Raw genomic sequence first — 25,132 nt, 5'->3', positions numbered from 1 at the left:
TTTGGAGGGCCGTCTTTTTGGTATAAGAGGACGGAATGACTAACACGAAAGGTACAACCATGCCCCAGATTGATGATGCCGAGCTGTTTGGCAATGCCGAGGATCAGCGTGCGTACGAGGACTTTTGCGCCAATCAGGAGGCGGTCGAGAAGTTCACGCTCGACAAGCCCGCGCTTGTCTGCCGTTGGCGCATGTCCAACAAAAAGGTGCCCATGCTCAACCGCCACATTCGCGCACTGTCCGAGCGCCTGGTGCAGGGCGAGCCGCTTACCCATAACATGCTCAGCTGGGCTAAACAGCACGTTGAGTGGTCGCTTGCCGAGGGCGATTACACTGCGCACGACGGCGTACTCATGCTGGTGATCGACGTCAATGGCAACGCCGCCATGACGGTGGGCGAGTACGAGCCGCTGGCCGATACGTCGGCTAAGGCGCTACGTGCCCGCTCCGCCGAGGCCCGCTCCGAGGCCGACGAAACCGGCGTGGCGCCCGAGCTGCTCGCCGCCGTCGATAACGGCGAGCTGGCCTTTGTGGCGCCGGCGGACGAGTGCCTGTGCGGCACGGCGACGCTCATCGAGCAGCTGGCCCAGACCAAGGGCATCCCGGTCACGCGCGTAGACATTCCCGCGCAGCTCAAGGGTGCGCTGTTTCTGGTGAGCGACGAGCACGGTGTGGTTGCCGCCGCCGACTCCGACGCCGCCGACTCCGACGCCGCCACGGTCGCCTTCTTCGCCGAAGGCTACGAAAAGCTCCGTGCCCGCCGCTAAATGATGTTTCTGGGACGGGGATTAAAAACTCATTTAATTCCCGTGCTCGTCGCGAGCGAGAGGCAAGCCTCTGCCACTCGCGAACAGTTCTGTCACTTTGGTGCCGCGTGAGGCGCGTATCTGCGGATCCGCGGTCATAATGGGGCAAGACAACCAAGAGGGGGGCGGAATCCATGGCGCTAATCTATATCGTTGAGGACGACGAGCCCATTCGTCGTGAGCTTGCCGACATCCTTGCCCGTGCCGGTTTTGAGGTCGAGGCCTGCGAATCGTTTGAGCATGTCTCGCGCGATATTCTCGCCGCCGCGCCCGACCTGGTGCTGCTCGACCTCACGCTTCCCGTCAAGGACGGCCAGCATATCTGCCATGAGGTTCGCCGCGAATCCGAGGTTCCCATCATCGTCCTCACGTCGCGCGCGACCGAGATCGACGAGGTCATGGCCATGACGCTTGGCGCGGACGACTTTGTTCCCAAGCCCTACAGCGCCCGTGTGCTCGTGGCGCGCATCAATGCCTTGCTGCGTCGCACCGCGGCGGCGGGCGAGCGCAGCACGCTCGTCCACAAGGGACTGGAGCTCGACCTCGCACGCTCCATGGTCACCAACACGCAAACGGGCACCAGCACCGAGCTCACAAAAAACGAGCTGCGTATTCTCTCGCTGCTTCTGAGCCGCGCGGGCAAGATTGTTTCGCGCTCGGCCATCATGCAGGATCTGTGGGACTCCGACGCCTTCGTGGACGACAATACGCTTACCGTCAACATCAACCGCCTGCGCACCACGCTCGAAAAAATCGGCATCAAGGGGTATTTGACGACGCACCGCGGCCAAGGCTATTCGGTCTAGGGGCCGGCTATGTCGTTTGCCAAGTTCTTTAAAGACGCGCTGCTTCCCGTCGCCGTGTGGACGTGCGGCGTGCTGCTGAGCTGCTTTGTGCTGACGGTCGCCGGTGCACCCGTTTCTATCGTGGTCGTGGCGGTTGGCGTGTCCTTTATCTTTGGTATGCTCGGCATCGTGATCGAGTACGCTCGCCGTCGCCGTTTTCTGCGTCAGTTGGAGCGCGCGGCAGAGGAGCTCGAGAGTCCCGCATGGGTGCAGGAGATGGTGCAATGTCCGACCTATGCCGAGGGCGAGCTCGAGTACGAGGTCTTGCGCCGGGTGGGCAAAGCCGCTTGTGACGAGGTTGCCGAAGGCAGGCGCCAGACCGATGACTATCGCGACTATATCGAGAGCTGGGTCCACGAGGCCAAGCTGCCTCTGGCGGCAGCCCATCTGATTTTGGAAAACCTGGACGGCAGCGAAGATGATCTGTCGCGCGTAGATGATCTCGGTCGCGAGCTTGCCCGCGTGGAGCGCTATATCGACCAGGCGCTCTACTATGCGCGCTCGGAGGTTGTGGAGCGCGATTATCTGATTCGACGTTGGAACCTCAAGGCTCTGGTGACGGGCGCAATCAAGGCCAATGCGCGCGAGCTCATCGCGGCACACGTGGCGCCGGTGTGCGAGAACCTCGACTTTGAGGTCTTTACCGACGAGAAGTGGCTCGAGTTTATTCTGGGCCAGCTCATTCAGAACAGCATTAAATATGCGCGTGAGGACGGCGCAAAGATCGTGTTTTCGGGTGCGTTGCTGGACGAGGGTCTGGCAAGCGAGCGCATCGAGCTTACCGTCGCGGACAACGGCTGTGGCGTGTGTGCGGCAGACCTGCCTCGCGTGTTCGAGAAGGGCTTTACCGGCGACAACGGCCGCACCACCAAGCGCGCAACGGGCATCGGCCTCTACCTGGTGGCGCGCCTGTGCTCCAAGATGGGCATCGACGTCACCGCGGCATCCGAGCCCGGCGAAGGCTTCGTCGTCACGTTTGCCTTCTCAACCAACAAGTTTCAATACTTCGAGTAACGCACACGGCAGATGTCCGCCTCAAACAAAGCGTGCCGCCCCAAACGGGGCGGCACGCTATTTTTCAATCAGACAACTCGCTGAAGTGCGGTGACGAAGGCGCAAGGCCGGGAGGGGTTATCAAAGCCGACATCCCGCAGCCGCGAAGCGGCGAGGACGTCGGCGTGATAACCCCGCAGGCCTTGCGCCGACGGGAAGGAACCTACTTCACGACCAAGATGTCGCAGTCCGTGTTGCGCAGCAGGAACGTCGAAATCGAACCCAGCAGCGCATACTTGATCGAGGACAGGCCGCGGGCGCCGCAGAGCACCAGGTCGGGCTTAACCACGTCGAGCATCTCGTCCTTGAGCGTCTCGCGAATACGGCCGGCGCGAATCATGACCTCGACCTCGGGAATATCGGGATTGGCCTTGGCCTCTTCGAGCTGCTTGGCGATGGAGTTCTTAAATGCCTCCTCTAGGCCGTTGACCAGATCGACCGGATAGGAACCGGCGCTCTCGAGCGCCGTGGAATCGATAACGTGGCCGATGATTAGCTTGGCGCCGTTGTTCGCGGCGACCTTGATGGCGCGTGCGAGCACAAAATCCTGCTGCTCAGTACCGTCGAGTGAAACAAATACCTTGGTGTAGCCCTCGTTCATGGTTTCCTCCTTGGTCTATCGCACGGGCGCGGGGCTCGTGCATCGGGCGGGCGCGGGCGCGTTGGCCGCCGGACACTTTATCTTGTTGCAGTTATACCCAAGGATTTGGGTTTGACCGCTCGCAATTCTGTGAACGGGCGAGTTTTTTGGTAAGGGTAGGCGTAGACGCGCCCGAACGGTTGATAATGGGACATCGCCCGCACCGTCCGCAGAACAATATCGGCGGGTGTCTAACGAGGGGGTCCCTTTGGATATTATCGAGCTTCTAAAATCTGCCTTCATGGGCCTGGTCGAGGGCATCACCGAATGGCTGCCTGTTTCGTCGACCGGTCACATGATCTTGGTGGACGAGTTCGTCAAGATGAACGTGAGCGAGACGTTCTGGAATATGTTCCTGGTCGTGATTCAGCTCGGCGCCATTCTGGCCGTCTGTGTGCTGTTCTTCCATGAGCTCAATCCGTTCTCGCCCAGCAAGGGCAAGGAGGGCCGTCGCGACACCTGGGTGCTGTGGGGCAAGATTGTGCTCGGCTGCATTCCCGCCGCGGCGATCGGTCTGCCGCTTAACGACTGGATGGAGGAGCATTTCTACAATGCTCCCGTCGTGGCGCTGGCGCTCATTGTGTACGGCGTGTTGTTTATCGTGATCGAGAACTGGCGCGCGAGCAAGCGCGAGGAAATGGCCGTTGCCGGTTCGTTTGGTTCGCGTGCTGTGGTGTCGGGTGGACGTCCCGCCGGTGCGCACTTTGCGGCGCCCGCCGCGGCTACCGCTGAGGATGAGGACGATGACGAGAATCTGGACTTTGGCTCCATCGCCACGCTCGAGGACCTGAGCTGGAAGACTGCACTGGGCATTGGCTGCTTCCAGATCCTCTCGCTGGTGCCGGGCACGTCGCGCTCCGGTTCCACCATCATCGGCGGCCTGCTTTTGGGCTGCACGCGTTCGGTGGCGTCCAAGTTTACGTTCTTCCTGGCCATTCCTGTCATGTTTGGCGCGAGTGCGCTCAAGCTCGTCAAGTATTTCATCAAGGGCGGTACGTTCGGTGCCAACGAGGTCGCCATCCTGGGCGTGGGCTGCGTTGTGGCCTTTGTGGTTTCGCTCATCGCTATCAAGTGGCTTATGGGCTTCGTCCGCCGTCACGACTTCAAGTGCTTCGGCGTCTACCGCATCATTCTGGGCATCGTGGTGCTTGCGTACTTCTTCGTCTTGGAGCCGATGCTCGGCCTCTAACTTAGTCGACGCTGCGCGGCGGCCAGGGCGACAACTTGTCATTCAAAGGGGGTGGCATGACCAAAAGGTCTATGCCGCCTCCTTTTCATGCCAATTTGTTCGCCCTGACCGTCGCTCGCTGCTGCTGCCGTGACATCGCTGGCTCTGTGATTGGCGCAATGGGGTGGGCCTGACGGTGACGCACGGAGTCGTGGTGTGATTTGCGTCGGTGTCCGCGCGGCTCGGTATACTGGTACGGCTCAAACTATGGCGCCGCCCGCAGGCGCGCCGTCCGTCAGATGAGGAGTCGCCCATGACCCAGCCCTTGCCCTGGGAAAAGAACGTCGCGGTATCCGTGCCGCCCGCGCCGGAACCCGTGCCGCTCGATGCATACACCGCCCCTGCTGCGCCGGAGCCCGAGCTCGTTCCGCTCGACATCTACGACGCTCCCGCGCCGGCACCCAAGCCTGCCAAGCCGATCGTCGACATCGACAGCCTGAATCCCGCCCAGCGCGAGGCGGTCCTGACCACTGAGGGCCCGCTGCTGGTGCTCGCCGGCGCCGGCTCGGGCAAGACCCGCGTCTTGACCTTCCGAATCGCACATATGCTCGGCGACCTGGGCGTTAAGCCCTGGCAGATCCTTGCCATCACGTTTACCAACAAGGCTGCGGCCGAGATGCGTGAGCGTCTGGCGGCACTCATTCCCAGCGGCACCCGTGGCATGTGGGTGTGCACGTTCCATGCCATGTGCGTGCGCATGCTGCGTGAGGACGCCGACCTGCTGGGCTACACCGGTCAGTTCACCATCTACGATGACGATGACTCAAAGCGCATGGTGCGCGACATTATGCAGACGCTCGGCATCGAGCAAAAGCAGTTCCCCATCAACATGATCCGCAGCAAGATCAGCTCGGCTAAAAACGCCATGATCGGCCCCGAGGACATGCTCAAATCCGCCGACAGCCCCAACGACAAAAAGGCCGCGCAGGTCTATCTGGAGCTGGAACGCCGTCTGCGCGCCGCCAACGCGATGGACTTCGACGATCTGCTCGTGCGCACGCTCGAGTTGCTGCGCACCCGCCCCGAGGTGCTCGACAAGTACCAGGAGCGCTTCCGCTACATTAGCGTCGACGAGTATCAGGACACCAACCACGTCCAGTACGAGATCGCCAACCTGCTGGCCGCCAAGTACCAAAACCTCATGGTCGTGGGCGACGACGATCAGTCCATTTATAGCTGGCGTGGCGCCGACATCACCAACATCCTGGACTTTGAGAAGGACTTTAAAAACTGCAAGACCGTCAAGCTGGAGCAGAACTATCGCTCCACGGGTCACATCCTGAGCGCCGCTAATGCCGTTGTTCGCCACAACTCGCAGCGCAAGGACAAGCGTCTGTTTACGGCCGAGGGCGATGGCGAGAAGATTCAGGCCTTCCAGGCAAGCGACGAGCGCGACGAGGGCCGCTGGATTGCCGGCGAGATCGAAAAACTGCATGCCAAAGGCACGAGCTACGACGATATCGCCGTGTTCTACCGCACCAACGCCCAGTCGCGTATTCTCGAAGATATGTTCCTGCGCGCGGGCGTGCCCTACAAGATCGTGGGCGGCACGCGATTCTTCGACCGTGCCGAGATCCGCGACGTCATGGCCTACCTTAAGATGATCGTGAACCCGGCCGACGAGATGAGCGTCAAGCGCGTCATCAACACGCCGCGCCGCGGTATCGGCTCCACCTCGATCCAAAAGATCGAGCAGCTGGCGCGCGACAACCGTTGTTCGTTCTTCCAGGCTTGTGAGATCGCAACAGCCGAGACGGGCATGTTTAGCGCCAAGGTGCGCAACGGCCTGTCGAGCTTTGTGGCGCTGGTGCGCGAGGGTCGCCGCATGGACGGCGAGCTCAAGGACGTCGTCGAGATGATCGTCGATAAGACGGGCCTGCTGCAGGCTTTCCGCGCCGAGGGCACCATGGAGTCCGAGAGCCGCGCCGAGAACATCCAGGAATTCCTGGGCGTCGCCGCCGAATTTGAGGAGACGCACGAGGATATCGAAGGTACGCTCGAGAGCTTGGAAGAGCTGCGCGCTGCCGGTGTTGCCGATGTGCCTGCTAGCGCCGAGCCCGAGCCTGTCGTGGTGAGCGCGCCTGCGCCCGAACCGGGGCCATCTGCCCCGGTATCCTCGTTTGAGGCGCTCGTTGGCGCGCGTGACGCCGCGGGCTCCAATCCGCTCGATAGCTTGGCCGCTCCGGCGCTGTCTCCGCAGGATGCCCTGGCCGCCGCCATCGCGGGCAACGCGTATGCCGCGCCGACGGAGATGCCGGCGGGTGCCGTGCATGCCGACGAGATCGAGCGCACCTACGGTCCGCTCACCTGTAAGGCGCTGCCGGCGCTCATGGAGTGGCTGGCCCTGCGCTCCGACTTGGATTCCCTGGCCGGCGAGACGCATGCCATTACCATGATGACCATCCACTCCGCCAAGGGCCTGGAGTTCCCGGCGGTGTTCGTGGCCGGCATGGAGGAGGGCATCTTCCCGCACGTGCACGACTTTGGCGGCAGCGATGACCCGGGTAAGCTCGAGGAGGAGCGTCGCCTGGCCTACGTCGCCATCACGCGTGCCCGTAAGCGCCTGTTCTTGACGTATGCCGCCACGCGTCGCACCTACGGCTCGACCTCTGCCAATCCGCGCTCGCGCTTTCTCAACGAGATTCCGTTTGAGGACATCGAGTTTAGCGGTATCGGTTCTGCCGGTTTTGAGGGGACGGGCTGGGAGAAGCGCGGCGACCGTCACGGCACCTTTGGCTCGGGCATGGGCTCGGATATGTATGGCGGCAAGGTGTTCGGTTCGCATACGCGCTCGACCGGCGGTTCCGGTTCGCGTGGCGGATCGAGCTTTGACGACTTCTTTGGCGGCAGCAGTTACGGGACCGAACGCCATCGTGGGGTCTCGCCAGACGCCGGCCGTGTTGCCTCGACCTTTGGCTCGGGCGCGCCGCGAGCCAAAAAGCCGTCGTCTAAGGTGTCCCCGACGGTGGAGCGCAAGGTCGATCGCGCCAGTGCATCACAGGACTTTGCCGCGGGCGATACCGTGAGCCATAAGACCTTTGGCACGGGTACCGTGATCTCGGTCGCCGGAGACATGATCGAGGTCCAGTTCGAAAAGACCGGCCAGACCAAAAAGCTGATGAAGGGCTTTGCGCCGATCGTCAAGCTGTCGTGATCCTGGCGGACCTGGGCGGGCGTATAGGGCAACATCGCCTGCTCGGGCAGTCCTGCGCAAGACGGAGAGCACATTAAGTGCTCTCCTTTGCGTGCGGAACTCGCGATCGATGTTGCCCTATACGCCCGCCCAGGTCCTTGGGTAACGGTGCTTGCGAACGTCGCTCTGCTCGTTCGCTTTTTGATCTGGAGAGCCGGGTGGGCTGATAAATAGATATGGCAAGGGGCTCTCCCGCACATGGACGGGAGAGCCCCTTGTTGCGTTTGGGTTGTTGGTGCGACCTACAGGTGGCTGATGATCAGTTCCATCTTGCCTTCGAGGTCGATGGAGCTGACGGTGCTCGGGGCCAACAGGTGGCTTCCCTTGTGGACGGGGTCGCCGCAGACGGTGCCTTCGCCGTCGATGACCGACAGGCACATGAAGGGCCAGCGCTGGTCGAGGGTTTTGCTGCCGTCGACGCGCACACGATCGACGGTGTAGCAGGAGTTAGACTCGAGCTCGGTCACGCCGTTTACCTCGGGCGCGGTCACCGTGCCGTCGGTCGGAGCCTGGGCATCAAAGTCGATGCAGTCGAGGCTCTGCTCAATGTGCAGTGGGCGCAGCTTGCCGTCGGTGCCGGGACGGTCGTAGTCGTACAGGCGATACGTCACGTCGCTCGACTGCTGCGTCTCCAAAATGAGCGTGCCGGTCTTGATGGCGTGCACGGTACCGGAATCAATCTGGAAAAAGTCGCCCTTGTGGATCGGCAGCACGTTGAGCATGTCGTCCCAGCGGCCGTCCTCGATCATCTGTGCGGCCTCGGCGCGGTCATGCGCGCGCTGGCCGACGATAATCGTGGAGCCGGGCTCGCAGTCCAGCACATACCAGCACTCGGTTTTGCCCAGGCTACCGTTCTCGTGCTCGGCAGCGTACTCGTCGTTGGGATGAATCTGGATCGAAAGGTCGTCCTTGGCGTCCAGAATCTTAATGAGCAGCGGGAACTCCTTGCCCTCGCAGTTGCCAAAGAGCTCGCGATGCTCGGCCCACAGCCACGACAGCGTGTGGCCGGCATACGGGCCCTCCGCAATCTGGCAGTCGCCGTTGGGGTGGGCCGAGATGGCCCAGCACTCACCGATGGGGCCATCGGGAATGTCGTAGCCAAATACGGTTTCGAGCTGGCGACCGCCCCAGATCTTCTCGTGGAAGATCGGCGTCAGCTTAATCAAATCGGACATGTTCATACCCCCATTGTGTTGCGCGGGCGCTGCACAAAACAGCTCAAAGCGAGCGCCCGGATGACTACAAAAACCTATGCCAACGTTACGTTGTGCAACTCAAAGCGGTCGCCAACGTTGCGCGAGACCGAATACTCAAAGGCGGCGCCGCTGTCCAAAAAGCCAATCTGGGTGAGCTCGAGCAGGGGAGAGCCAGGCTTGGTGTCCAAGCGCTCGGCTTCTTCCTCGGTTGCTGCCACGGCGCGAATGGTACGGTGGAAGCTCGAAATCTTCAGCCCACATTGCTCGCGGATGAAGTGGTAGACCGATCCGTACAGGTCCTTCTTTTTAAGGCCTGGAATCAGCTCGAGGGGCATGTAGGTGTACTCGATAACGATGGGCTTCTCATCGGCCTGACGCACGCGCACGATGTGATAGGCAAAGTCATCCTCGGCAATTCCCAGCTGGGCTGCGATGTCCGCTGGTGGATTAACAATCGAGAAATCGTAGACCACCGAGGTCACCTTCTCCCCGCGGTGCTCATACGAAAAGCCCTGGGCACGGTCGTTTTTGCCCTGGAAAAACGCCTGACCGGGAAGTCCCGCCGTGTCCTTAACGTAGGTACCCGATCCGCGTCGGCTGGTAATAAGACCTTCCTCGGTGATTTGCTCGATAGCTCGTTTGACGGTGATTTTGGAAACGCTATAGAGCTCGCAGAACTCAACGACGGTGGGAAGCTTGTCGCCCGGTTTAAGAGTGCCATCCTCGATGCTTCGACGAATATCTGCAGCTATCGCCTCGTATTTGGGAATCATTGAACCTCCTTTCCGACATATATCAATACGCAAGTAAGTATAACCCTTAACAAGGCACCCATATAACCTTTATCTAAGAAGCTCGAGAAAGAAAAAAGAAAAAGACGCTTTACTTTTAGAATTAGAGCGCTATAGTTTAAGCAACGAACGGAATCTTTCCGCAGAACAGGATCGACCGTTTGGGGACGGTTTTGTTTTGGCGGGTTGGATATCGGTATGACCGGTGCGCGCCCGCGCCGGATAACCTGCCAAAGCAAACCCGTCTCCAACCGGAAGCTCTAGAACACGAAAGCGAGGACTTTGATGGCACAGTATCAGCTGCCCAACGACTTCTTCTTTGGCGCTGCTATGTCCGGCCCGCAGACTGAGGGTCAGTGGAACCAGGGCGGCAAGCTCGAGAACCTGTGGGACACCTGGTCCATCCAGGATCTGGGCTCGTTCTACAACTGCGTTGGCTCTTACGCCGGCAATGACTTTATGGCCAAGTACCAGGAAGACCTTCGCATTTTGAAGGACTTGGGCCTGGATACCTATCGCACTTCCATCCAGTGGAGCCGTCTGCTCGATGCCGACGGCAACCTCAACGAGGAAGGCGCCGCGTGGTATCACGAGTTGTTCCGCGCCTCTCGCGAAGCCGGCCTGGAGCCGTTTGTCAACTTGTACCACTTTGACATGCCCACCTACCTTTTTAACCGTGGCGGCTGGGAGAGCCGTGAGGTTGTCGAGGCTTACGCACATTACGCCGACGTCGCCTTCCACGAGTTTGGCCAGGAGATCAAGTACTGGTTCACCTTTAACGAGCCCATCGTCGAGCCCGAGCAGCGCTATCAGGAGGGCGTGTGGTTCCCGCAGCTCCACGACTTTAGCCGCGCTCGCACCGTGCAGTATCACATCTCGCTGGCACATGCGCTGGCCGTGGCCAACTACCGTCGCGCCTATGACGAGGGCGCCGTTCGCAGCGATGCCAAGATCGGCATGATCAACTGCTTTACCCCGGTCTACACCAAGGAGAACCCCAGCGAGGCGGACCTCGAGGCCGTGCGTATGACCAGCGGCGTCAACAACCGCTGGTGGCTCGACCTCATTACCAAGGGCGAGCTTCCCGCCGACGTGCTCGACAGCCTGGCCGAGGGCGGCGTTAAGCTTCCGTTCCGTGCCGGCGACCAAGAGATTCTTAAGCAGGGTGTTGTCGACTGGCTCGGTTGCAACTACTACCACCCCACGCGCGTTCAGGCGCCGGCGAGCAAGATCGACCAGTACGGTCTGCCGCACTTTGCCGACGAGTACGTGTGGCCCGACGCCGTTATGAACGAGAGCCGCGGCTGGGAGATCTACCCGCAGGGCCTCTACGACTTTGGCATGGACTGCGCTAAGAACTACCCCGATCTTGAGTGGTTCGTTTCCGAGAACGGCATCGGCATCATGGACGAATACAAGAACCGAGACGCCGAAGGAACCATCCAGGATGACTACCGCGTCGACTTTGTACGCCAGCACCTGGAGTGGGTTGCCAAGGCAATTGCCGAGGGCGCCAAGTGCCGTGGATACCATTATTGGGCCGTCATCGATAACTGGTCTTGGGCGAATGCCTTTAAGAACCGTTACGGTTTTGTCGAGGTCGACCTTATGGACGGCTACAAGCGCCGCCTTAAGAAGTCGGCAGCTTGGCTCAAGCAGGTCGCCACGACTCACGTGGTTGATTAGCGAACGGGCGAACGCCCAGACCGCGCGCCGCTGCGCGCAACGCATGGCACATCTGGTGGCAGAGGGCGACAGACCACCGTGCGCATAGGAAAAGGCCGGATTTGAAAGTTAGGAGCAATCATGGCCAGTGACAACGGAAAGAGCTTCCTCGACAAGTTTGCCGAGGTCTCTGCGAAGGTGGGAAACCAGGTTCACCTGCGTTCCCTGCGTGACGCCTTCGCGACCATCACGCCGCTCTATATCCTTGCGGGTATCGCGGTTCTTATTAACAACGTCGTGTTCCCTCTGTTCCCGCTCGATGCGGCGGGCCTTGCCAACCTTCAGACGTGGGGTTCGGCGATTACGCTGGGCACCCTCAACGTCTCTGCCATTATCTTGGCCGGATTGATTGGCTACAGCCTCGCTAAGAACAAGCGCTTCGATAATCCGCTTGCTTGCATGGTCGTCGCTATCTCTGCCTTCGTCATCATGATGCCGCAGCAGATCACCGCCACGCTTGCCGCCACGAGCCCACTGCTCACCGACAAGATCACCTCCGCCGAGGTCACGGGCGCCCTTTCGACTGCCAACACCGGCACCAACGGTCTGTTCTCGGCTATTATCATCGCCCTGCTTTCCGTCTCGCTCTTCATCAAGATTTCTGGCGTCGAGAAGCTCAAGGTTAAGCTGGGCGAGGGCGTGCCTCCCGCGGTCTCCAACTCCTTCAACGTCATGATTCCGATGCTGCTTAACCTCGCGGTCTTCGCTCTTGCCGCAGCCCTGCTCGCCGTGTGCGCCGGCACCGATCTGTGCACCATCATCTCCACGTGCATCTCCAACCCGCTCAAGAGCATCATGAACGCTGGTCCGTGGGCTGTTATCCTCATCTACACCCTTGCTAACCTGCTGTTCTGCGTCGGTATTCACCAGTCCACCATCTCTGGCGCTACCGTCGAGCCGATCCTGACCATGCTCATCGTCGACAACATGGCTACCTTTGCCGCCGGTGGCACCATCCAGCCCGATCACTACATGAACATGCAGATCGTTAACAGCTTCGCCCTCATCGGCGGCTCGGGCTGCACCCTCATGCTCCTGCTCGACACGCTCCTGTTCTCCAAAAACAAGGCTTCCGAGACCGTTTCCAAGATGGCTATCCTGCCTGGTCTGTTCAACATCAACGAGCCGGTTATCTACGGTTACCCCATCGTGTACAACCTGCCGCTCATGATCCCGTTTGTCCTCCTTCCCGACCTGTTCATCGGCATCACCTATGGCCTTACCTGCGCAGGCATCATCAGCCCCTGCATCGCCCAGGTGCCCTGGACCATGCCTCCCGTCATCAATGCCCTGCTCGCTACGGGCTTTGACTGGCGCGCTGGCGTGTGGCAGGCTATCGAGATTGTCATTGGCATGGCCGTCTACCTGCCCTTTATGAAGATTTCCGAGAAGGCAATCGCCAAGCAGGAGGCTCTCGCCGAGTAGAACGCCTAACGTTCGTCCCTTTCACCTTTGCGGGCGCCGGTACGCGGCGCCGGTGCCCGCAGCTCTCTCCCTTGTGTAAAGATGCAGGGGGGTGGGCACAATAGCCGCAAGGAATAAAACCAGTTGTCGTCTGCGCGCCGCGCAGTTATAAGGAGGAAACCATGAAGAAGATCATGCTCTGCTGCAATGCCGGTATGTCCACGAGCCTGCTGGTCCAGAAGATGCAGGCCGAGGTTGCAAACCGTGGTCTGGATATTGAGGTCGAGGCTCGTCCCATGAACGAGGCCCACGATCACCTGGACGAGTGCGACATGTTGCTGCTTGGTCCGCAGATCGGCTACACCAAGGGCGATTTTGAGAAGGAGGCCGCCGGTCGTTTTCCGGTCGAGGTCATCAACATGGTCGACTACGGCCGCATGAACGCTGCCGGCATCATCGACCACTGCGTCAGCGTGATGGGCTAGGTGCTCTGCATGGAGGATATGAACGAACTGCAGATGACCTGCTTTGAGATCATCAGCTACGTCGGTACCGCCAAGAGCATGTACATCAATGCCGTGCAAAAGGCCAAGGAGGGCGATTTTGACGCCGCCGAGGAGCTTATCAAGCAGGGCGACGAGGCCTATAACGGTGGCCACGATGTTCACATGGGGCTTCTGAAGAAGGAGGCCAACGGCGAACGTAACGGCGAGGCCCCGTTGATTTTGCTGCATGCCGAGGACCAGATGGCCGGCACCGAGACCATGCGCGTCATGGCGACGGAGCTCATCGAGGTTCACAAGCAGCTGCAGGCACTTCAGGCCTAGTCGGCGTTATCGCCGCGACGGACCGTGCGGTCCAACAGACAACATAGTCCCTTTGACGGGCGCCGGGAGCCTCCGCCTCCCGGCGCCTTTATTTTTGGGGATGGTCTTGCGCGGCCTGTTGGGCAGCCAATTGCGTTACCCCAGATAAAACCTGCCAAAACAAACCTGTCCCTTTTTGGTAGGTTTTTGCCTTGAGAGCGGTACCATACAGGCAATGTTTAAACGAGAAAGGTGGGCTCCCATGGAACCTAAGCAGTACTACATCGGCATCGACGTCGGCGGCACTTCGGTTAAGGAGGGCCTGTTCGACGAGGACGGCAACCTGCTTGCCAAGGCCAGCGTGCCCACGCCTCCTATCGTTGACGCCGCGGGCTTTGCCGCGGTGACCGAGGCTATCGACCAGGTGGTCGCCAAGGCACAGATTCCGCGTGCCTTTGTGGCGGGCATTGGCCTGGCCGTTCCGTGTCCCATCCCGGCGTCGGGCGATGCCAAGGTCAAGGCCAACATTGCCATTAACCTGCCCGAGCTGAGGGTCGCCATTCAGAAGCACTGCCCCGATGCGGTCGTTAAGTATGAGAACGATGCCAACGCCGCTGCCATGGGCGAGGCCTGGCTCGGTTCTGCCAAGGGCGTGCAGAACGTGGTGATGGTCACCATCGGTACCGGCGTGGGCGGCGGCGTTATCGTTAACGGCGACGTGGTATCGGGCGTTGTGGGCGCCGGCGGCGAGATTGGCCACATGTGCCTGAACCCGGCCGAGGAGCGCACCTGCGGCTGTGGCGGCCATGGCCATCTGGAGCAGTATTCCAGCGCCACCGGCGTGGTGAGCAACTACCTTGCCGAGTGCAAGAAGGCGGGCGTCGAGCCCATTGAGCTCACCGGCCCCTCCGATTCCAAGGACGTGTTCCAGGCCTGCCGCGAGGGCGACAAGCTCGCGCTGGCCGCAGCCGACACCATGGCCGACTACCTTGGCCGCGCCCTGGCGCTTATCGCCAACGTGGTCGACCCCGAGATGTTCCTGATCGGTGGCGGCGCGTCCGCTTCGGCCGATGTTTATCTCGACAAGGTTCGCGAGCACTTTAAGCAGTACGCGCTCTCTGCCTCGCGCGAGACGCCCATTAAGGTCGCTTCGCTCGGAAACGACGCCGGCATCATCGGTGCCGCCTACGTAGCCCTGCGCGCCGCCGGTAAATAGCTGGTGCAAGGGGGTCAGGTTACTTTGCACCAACACGGTGCAAAAGGGACAGTCTTGGCCCCCATGCCTGCCCCAAAATATGCCGTGACCCTTCCGTCTGCGAAGGCTCGGCATCGGCGTGCTACCATAGCTACGTCCAAGTACACATATCAAGTGGAGGATATCCATGGCAAACGTTCTTGTCTTTGGTCACCAGAACCCCGATAACGACGCCATCATGAGCGCCGTCGTCCTGTCCCAGCTGCTCAACCAGGTTGAGTATGCCGGCAACACCTACGAGGCCTGCGCCCTTGGTCAGCTTCCGGCCGAGTCCGCCAAGCTGCTCGCCGACGCCGGCATCGCCGAGCCCCGCGTGATCGAGTCCGTCGAGGCCGGTCAGCTCGTCGTCCTCACCGACCACAACGAGTCTGCCCAGTCCGTCGCCGGCCTTAAGGACGCCACGGTCTTTGGCGTCGTCGATCATCACCGCATCGGCGACTTCGAGACCGCCGGCCCGCTGCACTACATCTGCCTGCCCTGGGGCTCCAGCTGCACCATCGTCACCAAGCTCGCCGGCGTGCTCGGCGTTGAGCTTTCCGACGTCCAGGCTAAGCTGCTGCTCTCGGCCATGATGACCGACACGCTCATGCTCAAGAGCCCCACCACCACCGATGTCGACCGCGCCGTCGCCGCCAAGCTCGGCGAGCAGGTGGGCGTCGACCCGGTCAAGTTTGGCATGGAGGTCTTCCTCACCCGTCCGTCCGGCTCCTTTACCGCTGCCGAGATGGTCGGCAACGACATCAAGATGTTCGAGCCCGCCGGCAAGAAGCTGCTCATCGGCCAGTACGAGACTGTCGACAAGACCCGCGCACTCGGCATGATCGACGAGATTCGCGAGGCCATGCGCGCCTACGCTGCCGAGAAGGGCGCTGACGGCATTGTCCTGTGCATCACCGACATCATGGAGGAGGGCTCGCAGGTCCTGCTCGAGGGCGAGACCGAGGCCGCTCAGAAGGGCCTGGGCATTGCCGACGAGCACGACGGCGTCTGGATGCCGGGCGTCCTCTCCCGTAAGAAGCAGGTCGCTGCCCCCATCATGGCCGCCTGCTAGGTTTAGTTCACTAAACGCCACGACCGGATCGCGGACGCCCCGCGCTCCGGTCGTTTTTTGTGCATGGCGCCGCGTCGTCTCTTGGACAGGCGTGCCCGTGCCGTTGGGCAAATAATGTTCAACCTGTGGTTCCGCTTTTCGGCCACGCCTGCGTGCTTGTCGTGCAGGGTAGGCTAGATGCAAGCGTAATACGTTAGAGCGCGGCGCCGCCACTTGGGCGGGCCGTGCTTTTTTAAGACGGGAGCCTTCCCGTGAAAGGAGCCGCCCATGGCAGCACCCGAGCAGCTGTTCAACGTCCGTGAGCGCAAGCGTTTTGAGCGTCACGACATCTGGGAGCGCATCGCCGAGAACGGCACGATTTCCGCCGCCGTCATGGTCTTCGCCGCCATCGCCGCCGTCATTTGCGCCAATACCGATGCCTACGAGGCCATCCATCACTTTTTGGAGACCCCGCTGTATGTGGGTCTGGGCAACCTTACGGCCGGTCTCACCGTTGAGCTTTTCGTCAACGACTTTCTCATGGCGATTTTCTTTTTGTTGGTGGGTATTGAGCTTAAGTACGAGATGACGGTCGGCGAGCTCAAGAATCCGCGTCAGGCCATGCTTCCCATGCTGGCGGCCGTGGGTGGCGTCGTCGTTCCCGCCTGCATCTACCTGATCTTTAACCATGCCGGCGCTCACAACGGTTGGGCCATCCCCATGGCAACCGATATTGCCTTCGCACTGGGCGTGCTGTCGCTTTTGGGCAATCGCGTGCCCAACGGCGTGCGCGTGTTCTTCTCGACGCTCGCCATCGCCGACGACCTCATCTCTATCGCCGCCATCGCCATCTTCTACGGTCAGAGCCCCAATCCGTTTTGGTTGGGCGCCGCCGCGCTTGTGACCTGCGCGCTCGTGTGGCTCAACAAGACGCAGCATTACCGCCTTGCCCCGTATTCGGTACTGGGTTTGCTGTTGTGGTTCTGCATGTTCAAGAGCGGCGTACACGCCACGCTTGCCGGCGTCATCTTGGCTTTTACCATCCCGGCCAAGTGCGGCGTCAAGCTCGATAGCCTTACCGATTGGTTGGGCGAGTGCCTGCCGTTGCTCGATGACCGCTACGATGACGAGGCACACATCCTGGGCCAGCATGACTTTACCGTCTCGACCACTAAGGTCGAGCGCGTCATGCACCGCGTCACCCCGCCGCTCATCCGCATGGAGCGTCTGATCTCCACGCCGGTCAACTTTGTGATTCTGCCGATCTTTGCGTTCGTGAACGCACAGGTTCGCCTAGTGGGCGTGGACATGAGCACGCTGCTCACCGACCCGGTGACGCTCGGCGTGTACTTTGGCATGCTGCTGGGCAAGCCGATCGGCATCTTTGGCATGACGTTCGCCTTGGTCAAGCTCAAGGTCTGCGAGCTGCCGCACAATGTCAACTGGCACATGATTGCCGGTGTGGGCATTCTGGGCGGCATCGGCTTTACCATGTCGATTCTCATCAGCGGTCTTGCCTTCCCGACGGCCCAGTTTGAGGTTCTGGCTGCCAAGGCCGCCATCCTTGCCGGTTCGGTCACCGCCGCCGTGCTCGGTATGATCTACATGAGCGTGGTCTGCAAACACCCCGCGCCCAAAGACAAGTAAAAGCATATACAAGTTTGAAAACGCCGCCTGTGGACACCATCACAAGCGGCGTTTTAGTCAATGGGGACGTTCTTAAATGACTAGGTTTATTCCACCGTTCCGTAGACGGCGCCCCAGCCGTGGGCGGCAAGGGCGGAGTTGAGCTGGTCGCAAAGCGATTGGCGGTCGTAGTAGCCGGGCGGCAATAGGTTCACGATTTCCATGAGGTCGGGCGCGAGGTCCAAGATCTCGGCCTGCACGATGAGATCCAGGCGGTCGATGGCGTGCCGGTCGTAAAATAGTCCGTCGACCAGGCGCTGCAGGTCGCCGAATTCCTCGGCCTGGAACGATCCGTACTCCATAGTGCCTCCTTGGGCGCCCCACGCCGGCATGCGCGGCGATTCGTAAATCATTGCGATGAACTTAATCTATCACGGCTTCATGCCGTTGCGGCGGTGGCGGTCTATACTTAGACGAACTGCAACGTCCCGCTTCGCGAAAGGTCGCACCCATGCAGACGATCTACCAGAAGATGGAAACCACCGAACTCGATGCCGCCATCGAGGCGCTCAAAGCCGAGGTCGCCGAGGTCAAGGCCAAGGGCCTGGCGCTCGACATGGCCCGCGGCAAGCCGTCGCCCTCCCAGGTGGACATCTCTCGACCCATGCTCGATATCCTCAATGCCGATGCCGATCTGCACGACGGCAACGTCGACTGCTCAAACTACGGTTGCTTTGAGGGCATTCCCTCGGCGCGCAAGCTGGCGGGGGAGTTCCTGGGTTGCCCTGCCGAGCAGACGCTCGTACTGGGTTCGTCGAGCCTTCTGATCGAGCACGATATCGCCGGCATGTTTTGGCGCTGCGGTTCGTGCGGCAGCGAGCCCTGGGAGGCTTACGAGGCCGCGCACGACGGCAAGAAAGTCAAGTTCCTGTGCCCTGTTCCCGGCTACGACCGTCACTTTGGCATCACCGCCGACCTGGGTATCGAGAATGTCCCCGTCGCGATGACCGACAACGGCCCCGACATGGACGAGGTCGAGCGTCTGGTTGCCGCCGACGACTCCATCAAGGGCATCTGGTGCGTGCCCAAGTATTCCAACCCCACGGGCATCACCTTTAGCGAGGACACCGTGCGTCGCCTGGTCGAGATGCCCACGGCCGCGCCCGATTTCCGCATCTTTTGGGACAACGCCTACTGCGTGCACGACCTGTACGACGAGACCGACGAGCTCGCCAATATCTTCGACCTCGCTCGCGCGGCGGGCACCGAGGACCGCGTGGTGGCTTTTGCCTCGACGTCCAAGATCACCTTCCCGGGCGCCGGCATCGGCTTCATCGGTGCGAGCCCCGCGGTCATCGCCGAGTTCTCCAAGCGCCTGAAGGCCGGCCTTATCAGCGCCGATAAGCTCAACCAGCTGCGTCACGTGCGCTTCCTTCCCACCATCGAGGCGGTCAAGGAGCACATGAAAAAGCATGCCGAGTTTTTGCGCCCGCGCTTTGAGGCCGTTGAGCGCAAACTCACCGAGGGCCTGGGCGATACGGGTTGCGCCACTTGGACACATCCCCGCGGCGGCTACTTTGTGAGCTTTGATGGTCCCGAGGGCTCGGCCCAAAAGGTCGCAGCGCTTTGTGCCGACCTGGGCGTCAAGCTCACGCCGGCTGGTGCCACCTGGCCTTATGGCAAGGACCCGCGCGACACCAACATCCGCATCGCGCCGAGCTATCCCACGGTCGAGGACCTGGAGGCCGCGCTCGATGTGCTGGTGCTGGCCGTTAAGCTTGTCGCTGCCGAGCTTGCGCGTGCCGAGCGCGCCTAACGCGTAGGGCCCCGCAAGTCCGCGCCTAGTACTATCCGCACTTTCGATACGTAAAGGAGCGTATACATGGATTTGGGTATTTCCACCAACCCCACGCCGGAGATCTACACCATTAAGGTAACCGGCGAGATCGATATCTCTAACGCCGATAGCCTGCGCAATGCTATCGACCTGGCGCTCGAGCAGCCCACTGAGGCCGTTGAGCTCGATTTTGCCCAGGTGAGCTACATCGATTCGACGGGCATTGGCGTGCTCGTGGGCGCCGCGCACCACGCGGTCGACCACGGTAAGCGCTTTAGCTGCACTAATGTGCAGCCCCAGGTGATGCGCGTGGTTCAGCTGCTGGGCGTCGACCAGGAGATTTCGATCACGGCGGCATAATCTTTGCCCCCAAAAGGGCGTGCCGTTTGGCATATGTTTGTGATGCGCTCGGACGTTTTGGCGTCCGGGCGCTATACTTGACCGAATGAATAGACGAGTTCCGGCCGAATGGCGCGGTGCGGGCTCGACTCACATCGAGCCTTGGAGGTATGTGTGTTTGGTATTGGAGAGGGTGAGCTCGCGATCATCGTGGTCTTCGGCTTTTTGCTGTTTGGCCCGGATAAGCTCCCACAGATGGGCCGCACGATCGGCCGTGCCATTCGTCAGTTCCGCGAGACGCAGGAAAAGATGACGGCCGTTGTTCAGTCCGAGATCATCGATCCGGTAAGCGAGGCTGCTTCGGCTCCGGTCAAGCCCAAGAAGGCTGCCGTCGATGACGATTCCGATGCGGACGAGGATGCCGTCGAGACGGCCGCGCCCGCAAAGAAGGAGACCTTTGCGGAGCGCCGCGCCCGCCTTGCCGCCGAGAAGGCCGCAAGCGAGGGTGCTGCTGGGGGCGAGAATGCTGCCGAGGAGCCTGCGACCGAGGGCACCGACGCCGGGTCCGCCGATGCCGCTGCCGAGCCCGAGACTGCTGCAGAGCCGGAGCCCGAGCCTGAGCCTGCAGAGCCCACGACGGCTGACCTCTACGCCCGTCGTCCCCGTAAGCGCAAGGCCGTCGTCGACCAGCTCGCTCGCGAGCTCGAGGCCGAAGACGACGCTGCTGCCGCCGACGCCCCGAAGGGAGGCGATGAGTAATGCCTATCGGACCTGCGCGTATGCCGCTCTTCGATCACCTGGGAGAGCTCCGTCGCCGCCTGACCATCGTGGTCGTGTCGGTGTTTGCCGCCGCTATCGTGCTGTATTTCGCCACGCCTGTTGTGCTCGACATCCTGGAAGATCCCATCCGCTCCTTTGTGCCGGACGGTAAGTTCTACATCACTACCACGCTCGGCGGCTTTGGCTTGCGCTTCTCGCTGGCCATCAAAATGGCCGTTGTCATGTGCACGCCCATGATCATCTGGCAGATCTTGGCGTTTTTCCTGCCGGCGCTTCGCCCCAACGAGCGCAAGTGGGTCGTGCCCACGGTGCTCGCCTCGACGGTGCTGTTCTTCCTGGGCGCAATCTTTTGCTACTTCATCATCATCCCTGCAGGCTTTGAGTGGCTCATCGGCGAGACCTCGGCCGTCGCTACGGCGCTGCCCGATCTGGAGAACTACGTCAACATGGAGCTGCTCTTTATGATTGGCTTTGGCGTGGCGTTTGAGCTGCCGCTCATCATCTTCTACCTGTCCGTCTTCCACATCGTGTCCTACGCGGCCTTCCGCAGTGCCTGGCGTTATGTATACGTTGGCCTGCTTGTGGGCTCGGCTGTGATTACGCCCGACGGCTCGCCCGTTACGCTGGGGCTCATGTATGGCGCCCTGCTCTCGCTCTACGAGATTTCGCTCGCCATCGCTCGCGTGGTCATTACCGCGCGCGAGGGCAAGGAGGGCTTGTTTGTGAGCCGTCTGGACCTGTTTTCGGACGACGAAGAGGACGACGAGGAGTAAATCGGTATGCACGAGGTTGGCATTGTCAACGGCATACTCGATACAGTGATTCGCGCGGCGCGTGGGGCGGGGGCCTCGCGCGCCGTTTTGGTAACGCTGCGTATCGGGGATATGACCGAGGTCGTGCGCGAAGCACTCGACTTTGCGTGGGAGACATTTCGCGACGAGGACCCGCTCACGCGCGGCTGCGAGCTTGCCGTGGAGGAGGTCCATCCACAAAGCGAGTGTCTGGACTGCGGCGAGGTCTTCGAGCACGACCGCTTCCATTGCCGCTGTCCCCAGTGTGGCGGCGCCAACGTGCGTCTGCTGCACGGCCGCGAACTCGACATCGCAAGTATCGAGATCGAGACCCCCGACGATTAGCCCGCCAGCAACCTGGGGACGGGGTATAAATGGTAGAAGTAAGGAGCGCCGAGTATGGCCGAGAAAACGATTGATATCGCGTCGCCGATCCTGTCGCGCAACGAGCGCCTGGCAGATCAGCTGCGTCAGCGATTTAATGAGACAAACACCTACGTGATCAACGTCTTGTCGAGCCCCGGCTCGGGTAAGACAACAACGATTCTGGGCACCAACGAGCGCCTGCGCGACAAGGCCGGCTTGCGCTGCGCCGTCATCGAAGGCGATATCGCCTCGGACGTCGACGCCATCACCATGAAGGAAGCCGGCATGCCTGCCATCCAGATCAACACGGGCGGCCTGTGCCACCTCGAGGGCAACATGATCATGGAAGCCGTTGACGCGTTCGACCAGGCCGTTGGGCTCGATAACATCGACGTCATCTTTATCGAAAATGTGGGCAACCTGGTCTGCCCAGTCGACTTTGACCTGGGCGAGAACCTGTCCATCATGATCCTCTCGGTGCCCGAGGGCGACGACAAGCCCATCAAGTACCCGGGCATCTTCCAACACGCCGGCGCGCAGCTGCTCAACAAGGTTGACGTGGCCCCGGCTTTCGATTTTGACATGGATAGGTATACTAAGACACTCGATGACCTCAATCCGCAGGCGCCGCGGTTTGCCGTGAGCGCGCGCAAGGGCGAGGGCATGGATGCCTGGTGCGATTGGCTCATCGGGCAGATTGAGCAAGCAAGGGCGTAAGTCGGCCGCCATACGGGCGGGCGTAGCCGCAGAGATACGAGATAGGAGCCTCTTTTGAAGCTCATCATCGCCGAGAAAAACGACGCCGCGCGTCAGATCGCCGAGCGTCTGTCCACGGGCAAGCCCAAAAAGGACAAGGTGTACAACACCGCCATCTACCGTTTTGAGTGGAAGGGCGAGGAGTGCGTGACGATCGGCCTTGCCGGTCACATCCTTGCGCCCGATTTTTGCGACAGTGTGCTGTTCGATAAAAAGCTGGGCTGGTATTCGGTCACCGAGGACGGCGAGATGCTGCCGGCCGACATACCCGATGGCCTGGCGCGTCCGCCCTACGATACCAAGCGCAAGCCGTTTCTTGCCGATGGCATCTCCATCAAGGGCTGGAAGCTCGAGAGCCTGCCCTATCTCACCTGGGCGCCCGTCATTAAGTTGCCGGCCGAGAAAGAGCTCATTCGCTCGCTCAAGAACCTTGCCAAGAAGTCCGACAGCGTCATCATCGCCACGGACTTCGATCGCGAGGGCGAGCTGATCGGTTCGGACGCCCTCAACAAGGTGCGCGAGGTTGCGCCCGACCTGCCGGTCGCCCGCGCCCAGTATTCTTCGTTTACCAAGGCCGAGATCACGCAGGCCTTCGATAATCTCGTCTCGCTCGACCAGAACCTGGCCGACGCGGGCGAGAGCCGTCAGCACATCGACCTCATTTGGGGTGCGGTGCTCACGCGCTACCTGACGCTCGCCAAGTTTGGCGGCTTTGGCAACGTGCGCTCTGCCGGCCGCGTGCAGACGCCGACGCTTGCCCTGGTGGTCGAGCGCGAGCGCGAGCGCATGGCGTTTGTGCCCGAGGACTATTGGCAGATCCGCGGCATGGGCGCCGCGCAAGGCGCTGCCGAGGACGATCGCTTTAAGATCGCGCACAAGACGGCGCGCTTTACCGACAAGGATGCTGCTGAGACGGCGTACGGTCACGTTGACGGCGCTACGACGGCAACCGTCGCCGCGGTGACCAAGCGCTCGCGTAAGCAGCAGCCGCCCACGCCGTTTGCGACGACCTCGCTGCAGGCTGCCGCCGCGGCCGAGGGCATCTCACCTGCGCGTACCATGCGCATCGCCGAGTCCCTCTACATGGCCGGTCTCATCAGCTACCCGCGTGTCGATAACACCGTGTATCCCGCGACGCTCGATCTGGGCGCCGTGGTGAGCGACCTGGCAAAGATCAACCCGGCGCTGGCGCCCGTGTGCAAAAAGGTGCTCGCCGGCCCCATGAAGCCCACGCGCGGCAAGGTCGAGACCACCGACCACCCGCCTATCTACCCCACGGGCGAGGGCGACCCGTCCACGCTCGACGGCGGCCAGCGCAAACTCTATGACCTCGTCGCCCGTCGCTTCCTGGCAACGCTCATGGGGCCCGCGACCATCGAGAACACCAAGCTCGAGCTCGACGTCAACGGCGAGCCGTTCGTGGCTTCGGGCGACGTGCTCGTGACCCCGGGCTTCCGCGAGGCATATCCGTACGGCCTCAAGCGCGACGAGCAGATGCCGCCGCTTGAGCAGGGCGACACGGTCGACGTGCTCGACATTAAGCTCGAGGCCAAGCAGACCGAGCCGCCCGCGCGCTACAGCCAGGGCAAGCTCGTGCAGGAGATGGAAAAGCGCGGCCTGGGCACCAAGTCCACGCGCGCGAGCATCATCGAGCGCCTGTATGCCGTGCGCTATCTCAAAAATGATCCCGTTGAGCCGAGCCAGCTGGGCATCGCCATCATCGACGCGCTGTCGCAGTTTGCCCCGCGCATCACGAGCCCCGATATGACCAGCGAGCTCGACGGCGACATGACCCGCGTGGAGCGCGGCGAGGATACCGAAGAGCATGTCGTGACGCACTCGCGCGCGCTGTTGGCCGGCGTGCTCGACGAGCTGCTCAAGCATACGCAGGAGCTGGGCGACGCCATCAGCGACGCCGTCACGGCCGATGCGCGCGTGGGCGCCTGCCCCAAGTGCGGCAAGGACCTGGTTATGAAGACGAGCGCCAAGACCCGCGGCAGCTTTATCGGCTGCATGGGTTGGCCCGACTGCGACGTGACCTATCCGGTGCCGAGTGGCGTCAAGGTGAGCCCGCTCGAGGGCGAGGCCGCCGTGTGCCCCGAGTGCGGCGCGCCGCGCATCAAGTGCCAGCCATTCCGCCAGAAGGCCTTCGAGATCTGCGTGAACCCCACGTGCCCCACCAACTACGAGCCCGATCTTAAGGTGGGCGAGTGCAAGGTGTGTGCCGAGGCCGGACGTCACGGCGACCTGATCGCGCACAAGAGCGAGAAGAGCGGCAAGCGCTTTATCCGCTGCACCAACTACGATGACTGCGGCGTGAGCTATCCGCTGCCGGCGCGCGGCAAGCTCGAGGCGACGGGCGAGACCTGCCCCGAGTGCGGCGCCCCCATCGTGGTGGTCAACACGGCGCGCGGTCCGTGGCGTATCTGCGTCAACATGGACTGCCCGACCAAGGAGAAGAAGCCCGCCCGCGGTCGCAAGACCACGACTAAGGCGAGCACGGCCAAGAAGACGACGGCGGCAAAGAAGACTTCGACCGCCAAGAAGTCGACTGCCAAGAAGGCTGCCGCCAAGAAGACGACTACCAAAAAGACCGCTGCCGGCAAGTAACCGAGCACATATCCGAGCACATATAGACACGGCGGGGCCGGGCGCGCAAATGCAA

General features: G+C 61.4%; 23 protein-coding genes. 19 read left to right on the top strand and 4 right to left on the bottom strand.

What is annotated here, in order from left to right; all coding sequences use genetic code 11:
- Positions 1-59: 59 nt before the first annotated feature.
- The 3 genes from ACGHIZ_RS10510 (at position 60) to ACGHIZ_RS10500 (ending at position 2,665) form a co-directional block, all read left to right on the top strand.
- The gene (locus ACGHIZ_RS10510) at positions 60-767 is read left to right on the top strand and encodes a hypothetical protein (RefSeq protein ID WP_233504770.1); all 708 of its coding nucleotides are present in this window, start codon (positions 60-62) and stop codon (positions 765-767) included.
- A 173-nt stretch (positions 768-940) separates the two neighbouring features.
- Complete coding sequence (locus ACGHIZ_RS10505) at positions 941-1,612, top strand: response regulator transcription factor (RefSeq protein ID WP_217750588.1); 672 nt, start codon at positions 941-943, stop codon at positions 1,610-1,612.
- Positions 1,613-1,621: 9 nt separating this feature from the next.
- Positions 1,622-2,665 carry a sensor histidine kinase gene (locus tag ACGHIZ_RS10500; protein ID WP_346976961.1) on the top strand — a complete coding sequence of 348 codons (1,044 nt, stop codon included), beginning with the start codon at positions 1,622-1,624 and terminating at the stop codon, positions 2,663-2,665.
- Between the two features lie 202 nt (positions 2,666-2,867).
- On the opposite strand, the gene ACGHIZ_RS10495 is transcribed toward ACGHIZ_RS10500, so the two are convergent.
- A complete protein-coding gene (locus tag ACGHIZ_RS10495; protein WP_006235921.1) occupies positions 2,868-3,305 on the bottom strand; it encodes a universal stress protein in 438 nt (145 codons plus the stop codon).
- A 247-nt stretch (positions 3,306-3,552) separates the two neighbouring features.
- Between ACGHIZ_RS10495 and ACGHIZ_RS10490 the strand changes: the two genes are divergently transcribed.
- Together ACGHIZ_RS10490 and ACGHIZ_RS10485 are read left to right on the top strand one after the other, a co-directional pair.
- A complete protein-coding gene (locus tag ACGHIZ_RS10490; protein ID WP_390447913.1) occupies positions 3,553-4,533 on the top strand; it encodes an undecaprenyl-diphosphate phosphatase in 981 nt (326 codons plus the stop codon).
- Positions 4,534-4,825: 292 nt separating this feature from the next.
- Entirely contained in the window at positions 4,826-7,726 is a 2,901-nt protein-coding gene (locus tag ACGHIZ_RS10485) for an ATP-dependent helicase (RefSeq protein ID WP_390447911.1), read from the top strand.
- 281 nt (positions 7,727-8,007) lie between these two features.
- Here ACGHIZ_RS10485 and ACGHIZ_RS10480 read toward each other — a convergent pair whose 3' ends face one another.
- Together ACGHIZ_RS10480 and ACGHIZ_RS10475 are read right to left on the bottom strand one after the other, a co-directional pair.
- Positions 8,008-8,946 (bottom strand): type I phosphomannose isomerase catalytic subunit, encoded by a 939-nt coding sequence (locus ACGHIZ_RS10480; protein ID WP_390447908.1) that lies wholly within the window; start codon positions 8,944-8,946, stop codon positions 8,008-8,010.
- A 68-nt stretch (positions 8,947-9,014) separates the two neighbouring features.
- Positions 9,015-9,734, bottom strand: coding sequence for a GntR family transcriptional regulator (locus ACGHIZ_RS10475; protein WP_156598143.1), 720 nt, complete (start codon positions 9,732-9,734; stop codon positions 9,015-9,017).
- Positions 9,735-10,037: 303 nt separating this feature from the next.
- Between ACGHIZ_RS10475 and ACGHIZ_RS10470 the strand changes: the two genes are divergently transcribed.
- The 7 genes from ACGHIZ_RS10470 to nhaA all read left to right on the top strand — a co-directional run bounded on the left by ACGHIZ_RS10470 (position 10,038) and on the right by nhaA (position 17,619).
- Positions 10,038-11,438: a glycoside hydrolase family 1 protein gene (locus ACGHIZ_RS10470; protein WP_390447905.1), complete on the top strand. Its 1,401-nt coding sequence runs from the start codon at positions 10,038-10,040 to the stop codon at positions 11,436-11,438.
- A 120-nt stretch (positions 11,439-11,558) separates the two neighbouring features.
- Entirely contained in the window at positions 11,559-12,902 is a 1,344-nt protein-coding gene (locus tag ACGHIZ_RS10465) for a PTS sugar transporter subunit IIC (RefSeq protein ID WP_195444678.1), read from the top strand.
- A gap of 161 nt (positions 12,903-13,063) precedes the next feature.
- A complete protein-coding gene (locus tag ACGHIZ_RS10460; protein ID WP_035137700.1) occupies positions 13,064-13,366 on the top strand; it encodes a PTS sugar transporter subunit IIB in 303 nt (100 codons plus the stop codon).
- A 9-nt stretch (positions 13,367-13,375) separates the two neighbouring features.
- Complete coding sequence (locus tag ACGHIZ_RS10455; protein WP_197736861.1) at positions 13,376-13,708, top strand: PTS lactose/cellobiose transporter subunit IIA; 333 nt, start codon at positions 13,376-13,378, stop codon at positions 13,706-13,708.
- Positions 13,709-13,949: 241 nt separating this feature from the next.
- Positions 13,950-14,903: an ROK family protein gene (locus ACGHIZ_RS10450; RefSeq protein WP_233540726.1), complete on the top strand. Its 954-nt coding sequence runs from the start codon at positions 13,950-13,952 to the stop codon at positions 14,901-14,903.
- 166 nt (positions 14,904-15,069) lie between these two features.
- Positions 15,070-15,993: a manganese-dependent inorganic pyrophosphatase gene (locus ACGHIZ_RS10445; protein ID WP_118226883.1), complete on the top strand. Its 924-nt coding sequence runs from the start codon at positions 15,070-15,072 to the stop codon at positions 15,991-15,993.
- Between the two features lie 267 nt (positions 15,994-16,260).
- A complete protein-coding gene (gene nhaA, locus ACGHIZ_RS10440; RefSeq protein WP_390447900.1) occupies positions 16,261-17,619 on the top strand; it encodes a Na+/H+ antiporter NhaA in 1,359 nt (452 codons plus the stop codon).
- 86 nt (positions 17,620-17,705) lie between these two features.
- On the opposite strand, the gene ACGHIZ_RS10435 is transcribed toward nhaA, so the two are convergent.
- The gene (locus ACGHIZ_RS10435) at positions 17,706-17,960 is read right to left on the bottom strand and encodes a hypothetical protein (protein ID WP_022093864.1); all 255 of its coding nucleotides are present in this window, start codon (positions 17,958-17,960) and stop codon (positions 17,706-17,708) included.
- Positions 17,961-18,109: 149 nt separating this feature from the next.
- Here ACGHIZ_RS10435 and ACGHIZ_RS10430 point away from each other — a divergent pair, with 149 nt between their 5' ends.
- The 7 genes from ACGHIZ_RS10430 to ACGHIZ_RS10400 all read left to right on the top strand — a co-directional run bounded on the left by ACGHIZ_RS10430 (position 18,110) and on the right by ACGHIZ_RS10400 (position 25,077).
- A complete protein-coding gene (locus tag ACGHIZ_RS10430; RefSeq protein ID WP_022093863.1) occupies positions 18,110-19,414 on the top strand; it encodes an aminotransferase class I/II-fold pyridoxal phosphate-dependent enzyme in 1,305 nt (434 codons plus the stop codon).
- Positions 19,415-19,480: 66 nt separating this feature from the next.
- Positions 19,481-19,795, top strand: a complete 315-nt coding sequence (locus ACGHIZ_RS10425) for an STAS domain-containing protein (RefSeq protein WP_117769921.1) — start codon at positions 19,481-19,483, stop codon at positions 19,793-19,795.
- A 153-nt stretch (positions 19,796-19,948) separates the two neighbouring features.
- Positions 19,949-20,533, top strand: a complete 585-nt coding sequence (locus tag ACGHIZ_RS10420) for a twin-arginine translocase TatA/TatE family subunit (protein ID WP_390447897.1) — start codon at positions 19,949-19,951, stop codon at positions 20,531-20,533.
- Entirely contained in the window at positions 20,533-21,327 is a 795-nt protein-coding gene (gene tatC / locus ACGHIZ_RS10415) for a twin-arginine translocase subunit TatC (RefSeq protein ID WP_199574408.1), read from the top strand. The genes ACGHIZ_RS10420 and tatC overlap by 1 nt, the downstream gene beginning before the upstream one ends.
- A 6-nt stretch (positions 21,328-21,333) precedes the next feature.
- On the top strand, positions 21,334-21,690 hold the full coding sequence (gene hypA, locus ACGHIZ_RS10410; RefSeq protein ID WP_117565013.1) for a hydrogenase maturation nickel metallochaperone HypA: 357 nt from the start codon (positions 21,334-21,336) through the stop codon (positions 21,688-21,690).
- Between the two features lie 54 nt (positions 21,691-21,744).
- Complete coding sequence (gene hypB, locus ACGHIZ_RS10405; protein ID WP_227790544.1) at positions 21,745-22,428, top strand: hydrogenase nickel incorporation protein HypB; 684 nt, start codon at positions 21,745-21,747, stop codon at positions 22,426-22,428.
- A gap of 54 nt (positions 22,429-22,482) precedes the next feature.
- Positions 22,483-25,077: a DNA topoisomerase I gene (locus ACGHIZ_RS10400; protein WP_390447894.1), complete on the top strand. Its 2,595-nt coding sequence runs from the start codon at positions 22,483-22,485 to the stop codon at positions 25,075-25,077.
- Positions 25,078-25,132 lie beyond the last annotated feature (55 nt).

It is taken from the genome of Collinsella sp. i05-0019-G5 (assembly GCF_042851345.1).
In the GTDB taxonomy this organism is placed as follows: Bacteria; Actinomycetota; Coriobacteriia; order Coriobacteriales; family Coriobacteriaceae; genus Collinsella.
This window is presented reverse-complemented; position numbering and strand designations above follow the sequence as displayed.

Bases quoted from the DNA above. Each gene is read 5' to 3' on its own strand.
- ACGHIZ_RS10510 (WP_233504770.1), top strand. From the start codon at position 60: ATGCCCCAGATTGATGATGCCGAGCTGTTTGGCAATGCCGAGGATCAG.
- ACGHIZ_RS10505 (WP_217750588.1), top strand. From the start codon at position 941: ATGGCGCTAATCTATATCGTTGAGGACGACGAGCCCATTCGTCGTGAG.
- ACGHIZ_RS10500 (WP_346976961.1), top strand. From the start codon at position 1,622: ATGTCGTTTGCCAAGTTCTTTAAAGACGCGCTGCTTCCCGTCGCCGTG.
- ACGHIZ_RS10495 (WP_006235921.1), bottom strand. From the start codon at position 3,305: ATGAACGAGGGCTACACCAAGGTATTTGTTTCACTCGACGGTACTGAG.
- ACGHIZ_RS10485 (WP_390447911.1), top strand. From the start codon at position 4,826: ATGACCCAGCCCTTGCCCTGGGAAAAGAACGTCGCGGTATCCGTGCCG.
- ACGHIZ_RS10480 (WP_390447908.1), bottom strand. From the start codon at position 8,946: ATGAACATGTCCGATTTGATTAAGCTGACGCCGATCTTCCACGAGAAG.
- ACGHIZ_RS10475 (WP_156598143.1), bottom strand. From the start codon at position 9,734: ATGATTCCCAAATACGAGGCGATAGCTGCAGATATTCGTCGAAGCATC.
- ACGHIZ_RS10470 (WP_390447905.1), top strand. From the start codon at position 10,038: ATGGCACAGTATCAGCTGCCCAACGACTTCTTCTTTGGCGCTGCTATG.
- ACGHIZ_RS10465 (WP_195444678.1), top strand. From the start codon at position 11,559: ATGGCCAGTGACAACGGAAAGAGCTTCCTCGACAAGTTTGCCGAGGTC.
- ACGHIZ_RS10460 (WP_035137700.1), top strand. From the start codon at position 13,064: ATGAAGAAGATCATGCTCTGCTGCAATGCCGGTATGTCCACGAGCCTG.
- ACGHIZ_RS10455 (WP_197736861.1), top strand. From the start codon at position 13,376: ATGGAGGATATGAACGAACTGCAGATGACCTGCTTTGAGATCATCAGC.
- ACGHIZ_RS10450 (WP_233540726.1), top strand. From the start codon at position 13,950: ATGGAACCTAAGCAGTACTACATCGGCATCGACGTCGGCGGCACTTCG.
- ACGHIZ_RS10445 (WP_118226883.1), top strand. From the start codon at position 15,070: ATGGCAAACGTTCTTGTCTTTGGTCACCAGAACCCCGATAACGACGCC.
- nhaA (WP_390447900.1), top strand. From the start codon at position 16,261: ATGGCAGCACCCGAGCAGCTGTTCAACGTCCGTGAGCGCAAGCGTTTT.
- ACGHIZ_RS10435 (WP_022093864.1), bottom strand. From the start codon at position 17,960: ATGGAGTACGGATCGTTCCAGGCCGAGGAATTCGGCGACCTGCAGCGC.
- ACGHIZ_RS10430 (WP_022093863.1), top strand. From the start codon at position 18,110: ATGCAGACGATCTACCAGAAGATGGAAACCACCGAACTCGATGCCGCC.
- ACGHIZ_RS10425 (WP_117769921.1), top strand. From the start codon at position 19,481: ATGGATTTGGGTATTTCCACCAACCCCACGCCGGAGATCTACACCATT.
- tatC (WP_199574408.1), top strand. From the start codon at position 20,533: ATGCCTATCGGACCTGCGCGTATGCCGCTCTTCGATCACCTGGGAGAG.
- hypA (WP_117565013.1), top strand. From the start codon at position 21,334: ATGCACGAGGTTGGCATTGTCAACGGCATACTCGATACAGTGATTCGC.
- hypB (WP_227790544.1), top strand. From the start codon at position 21,745: ATGGCCGAGAAAACGATTGATATCGCGTCGCCGATCCTGTCGCGCAAC.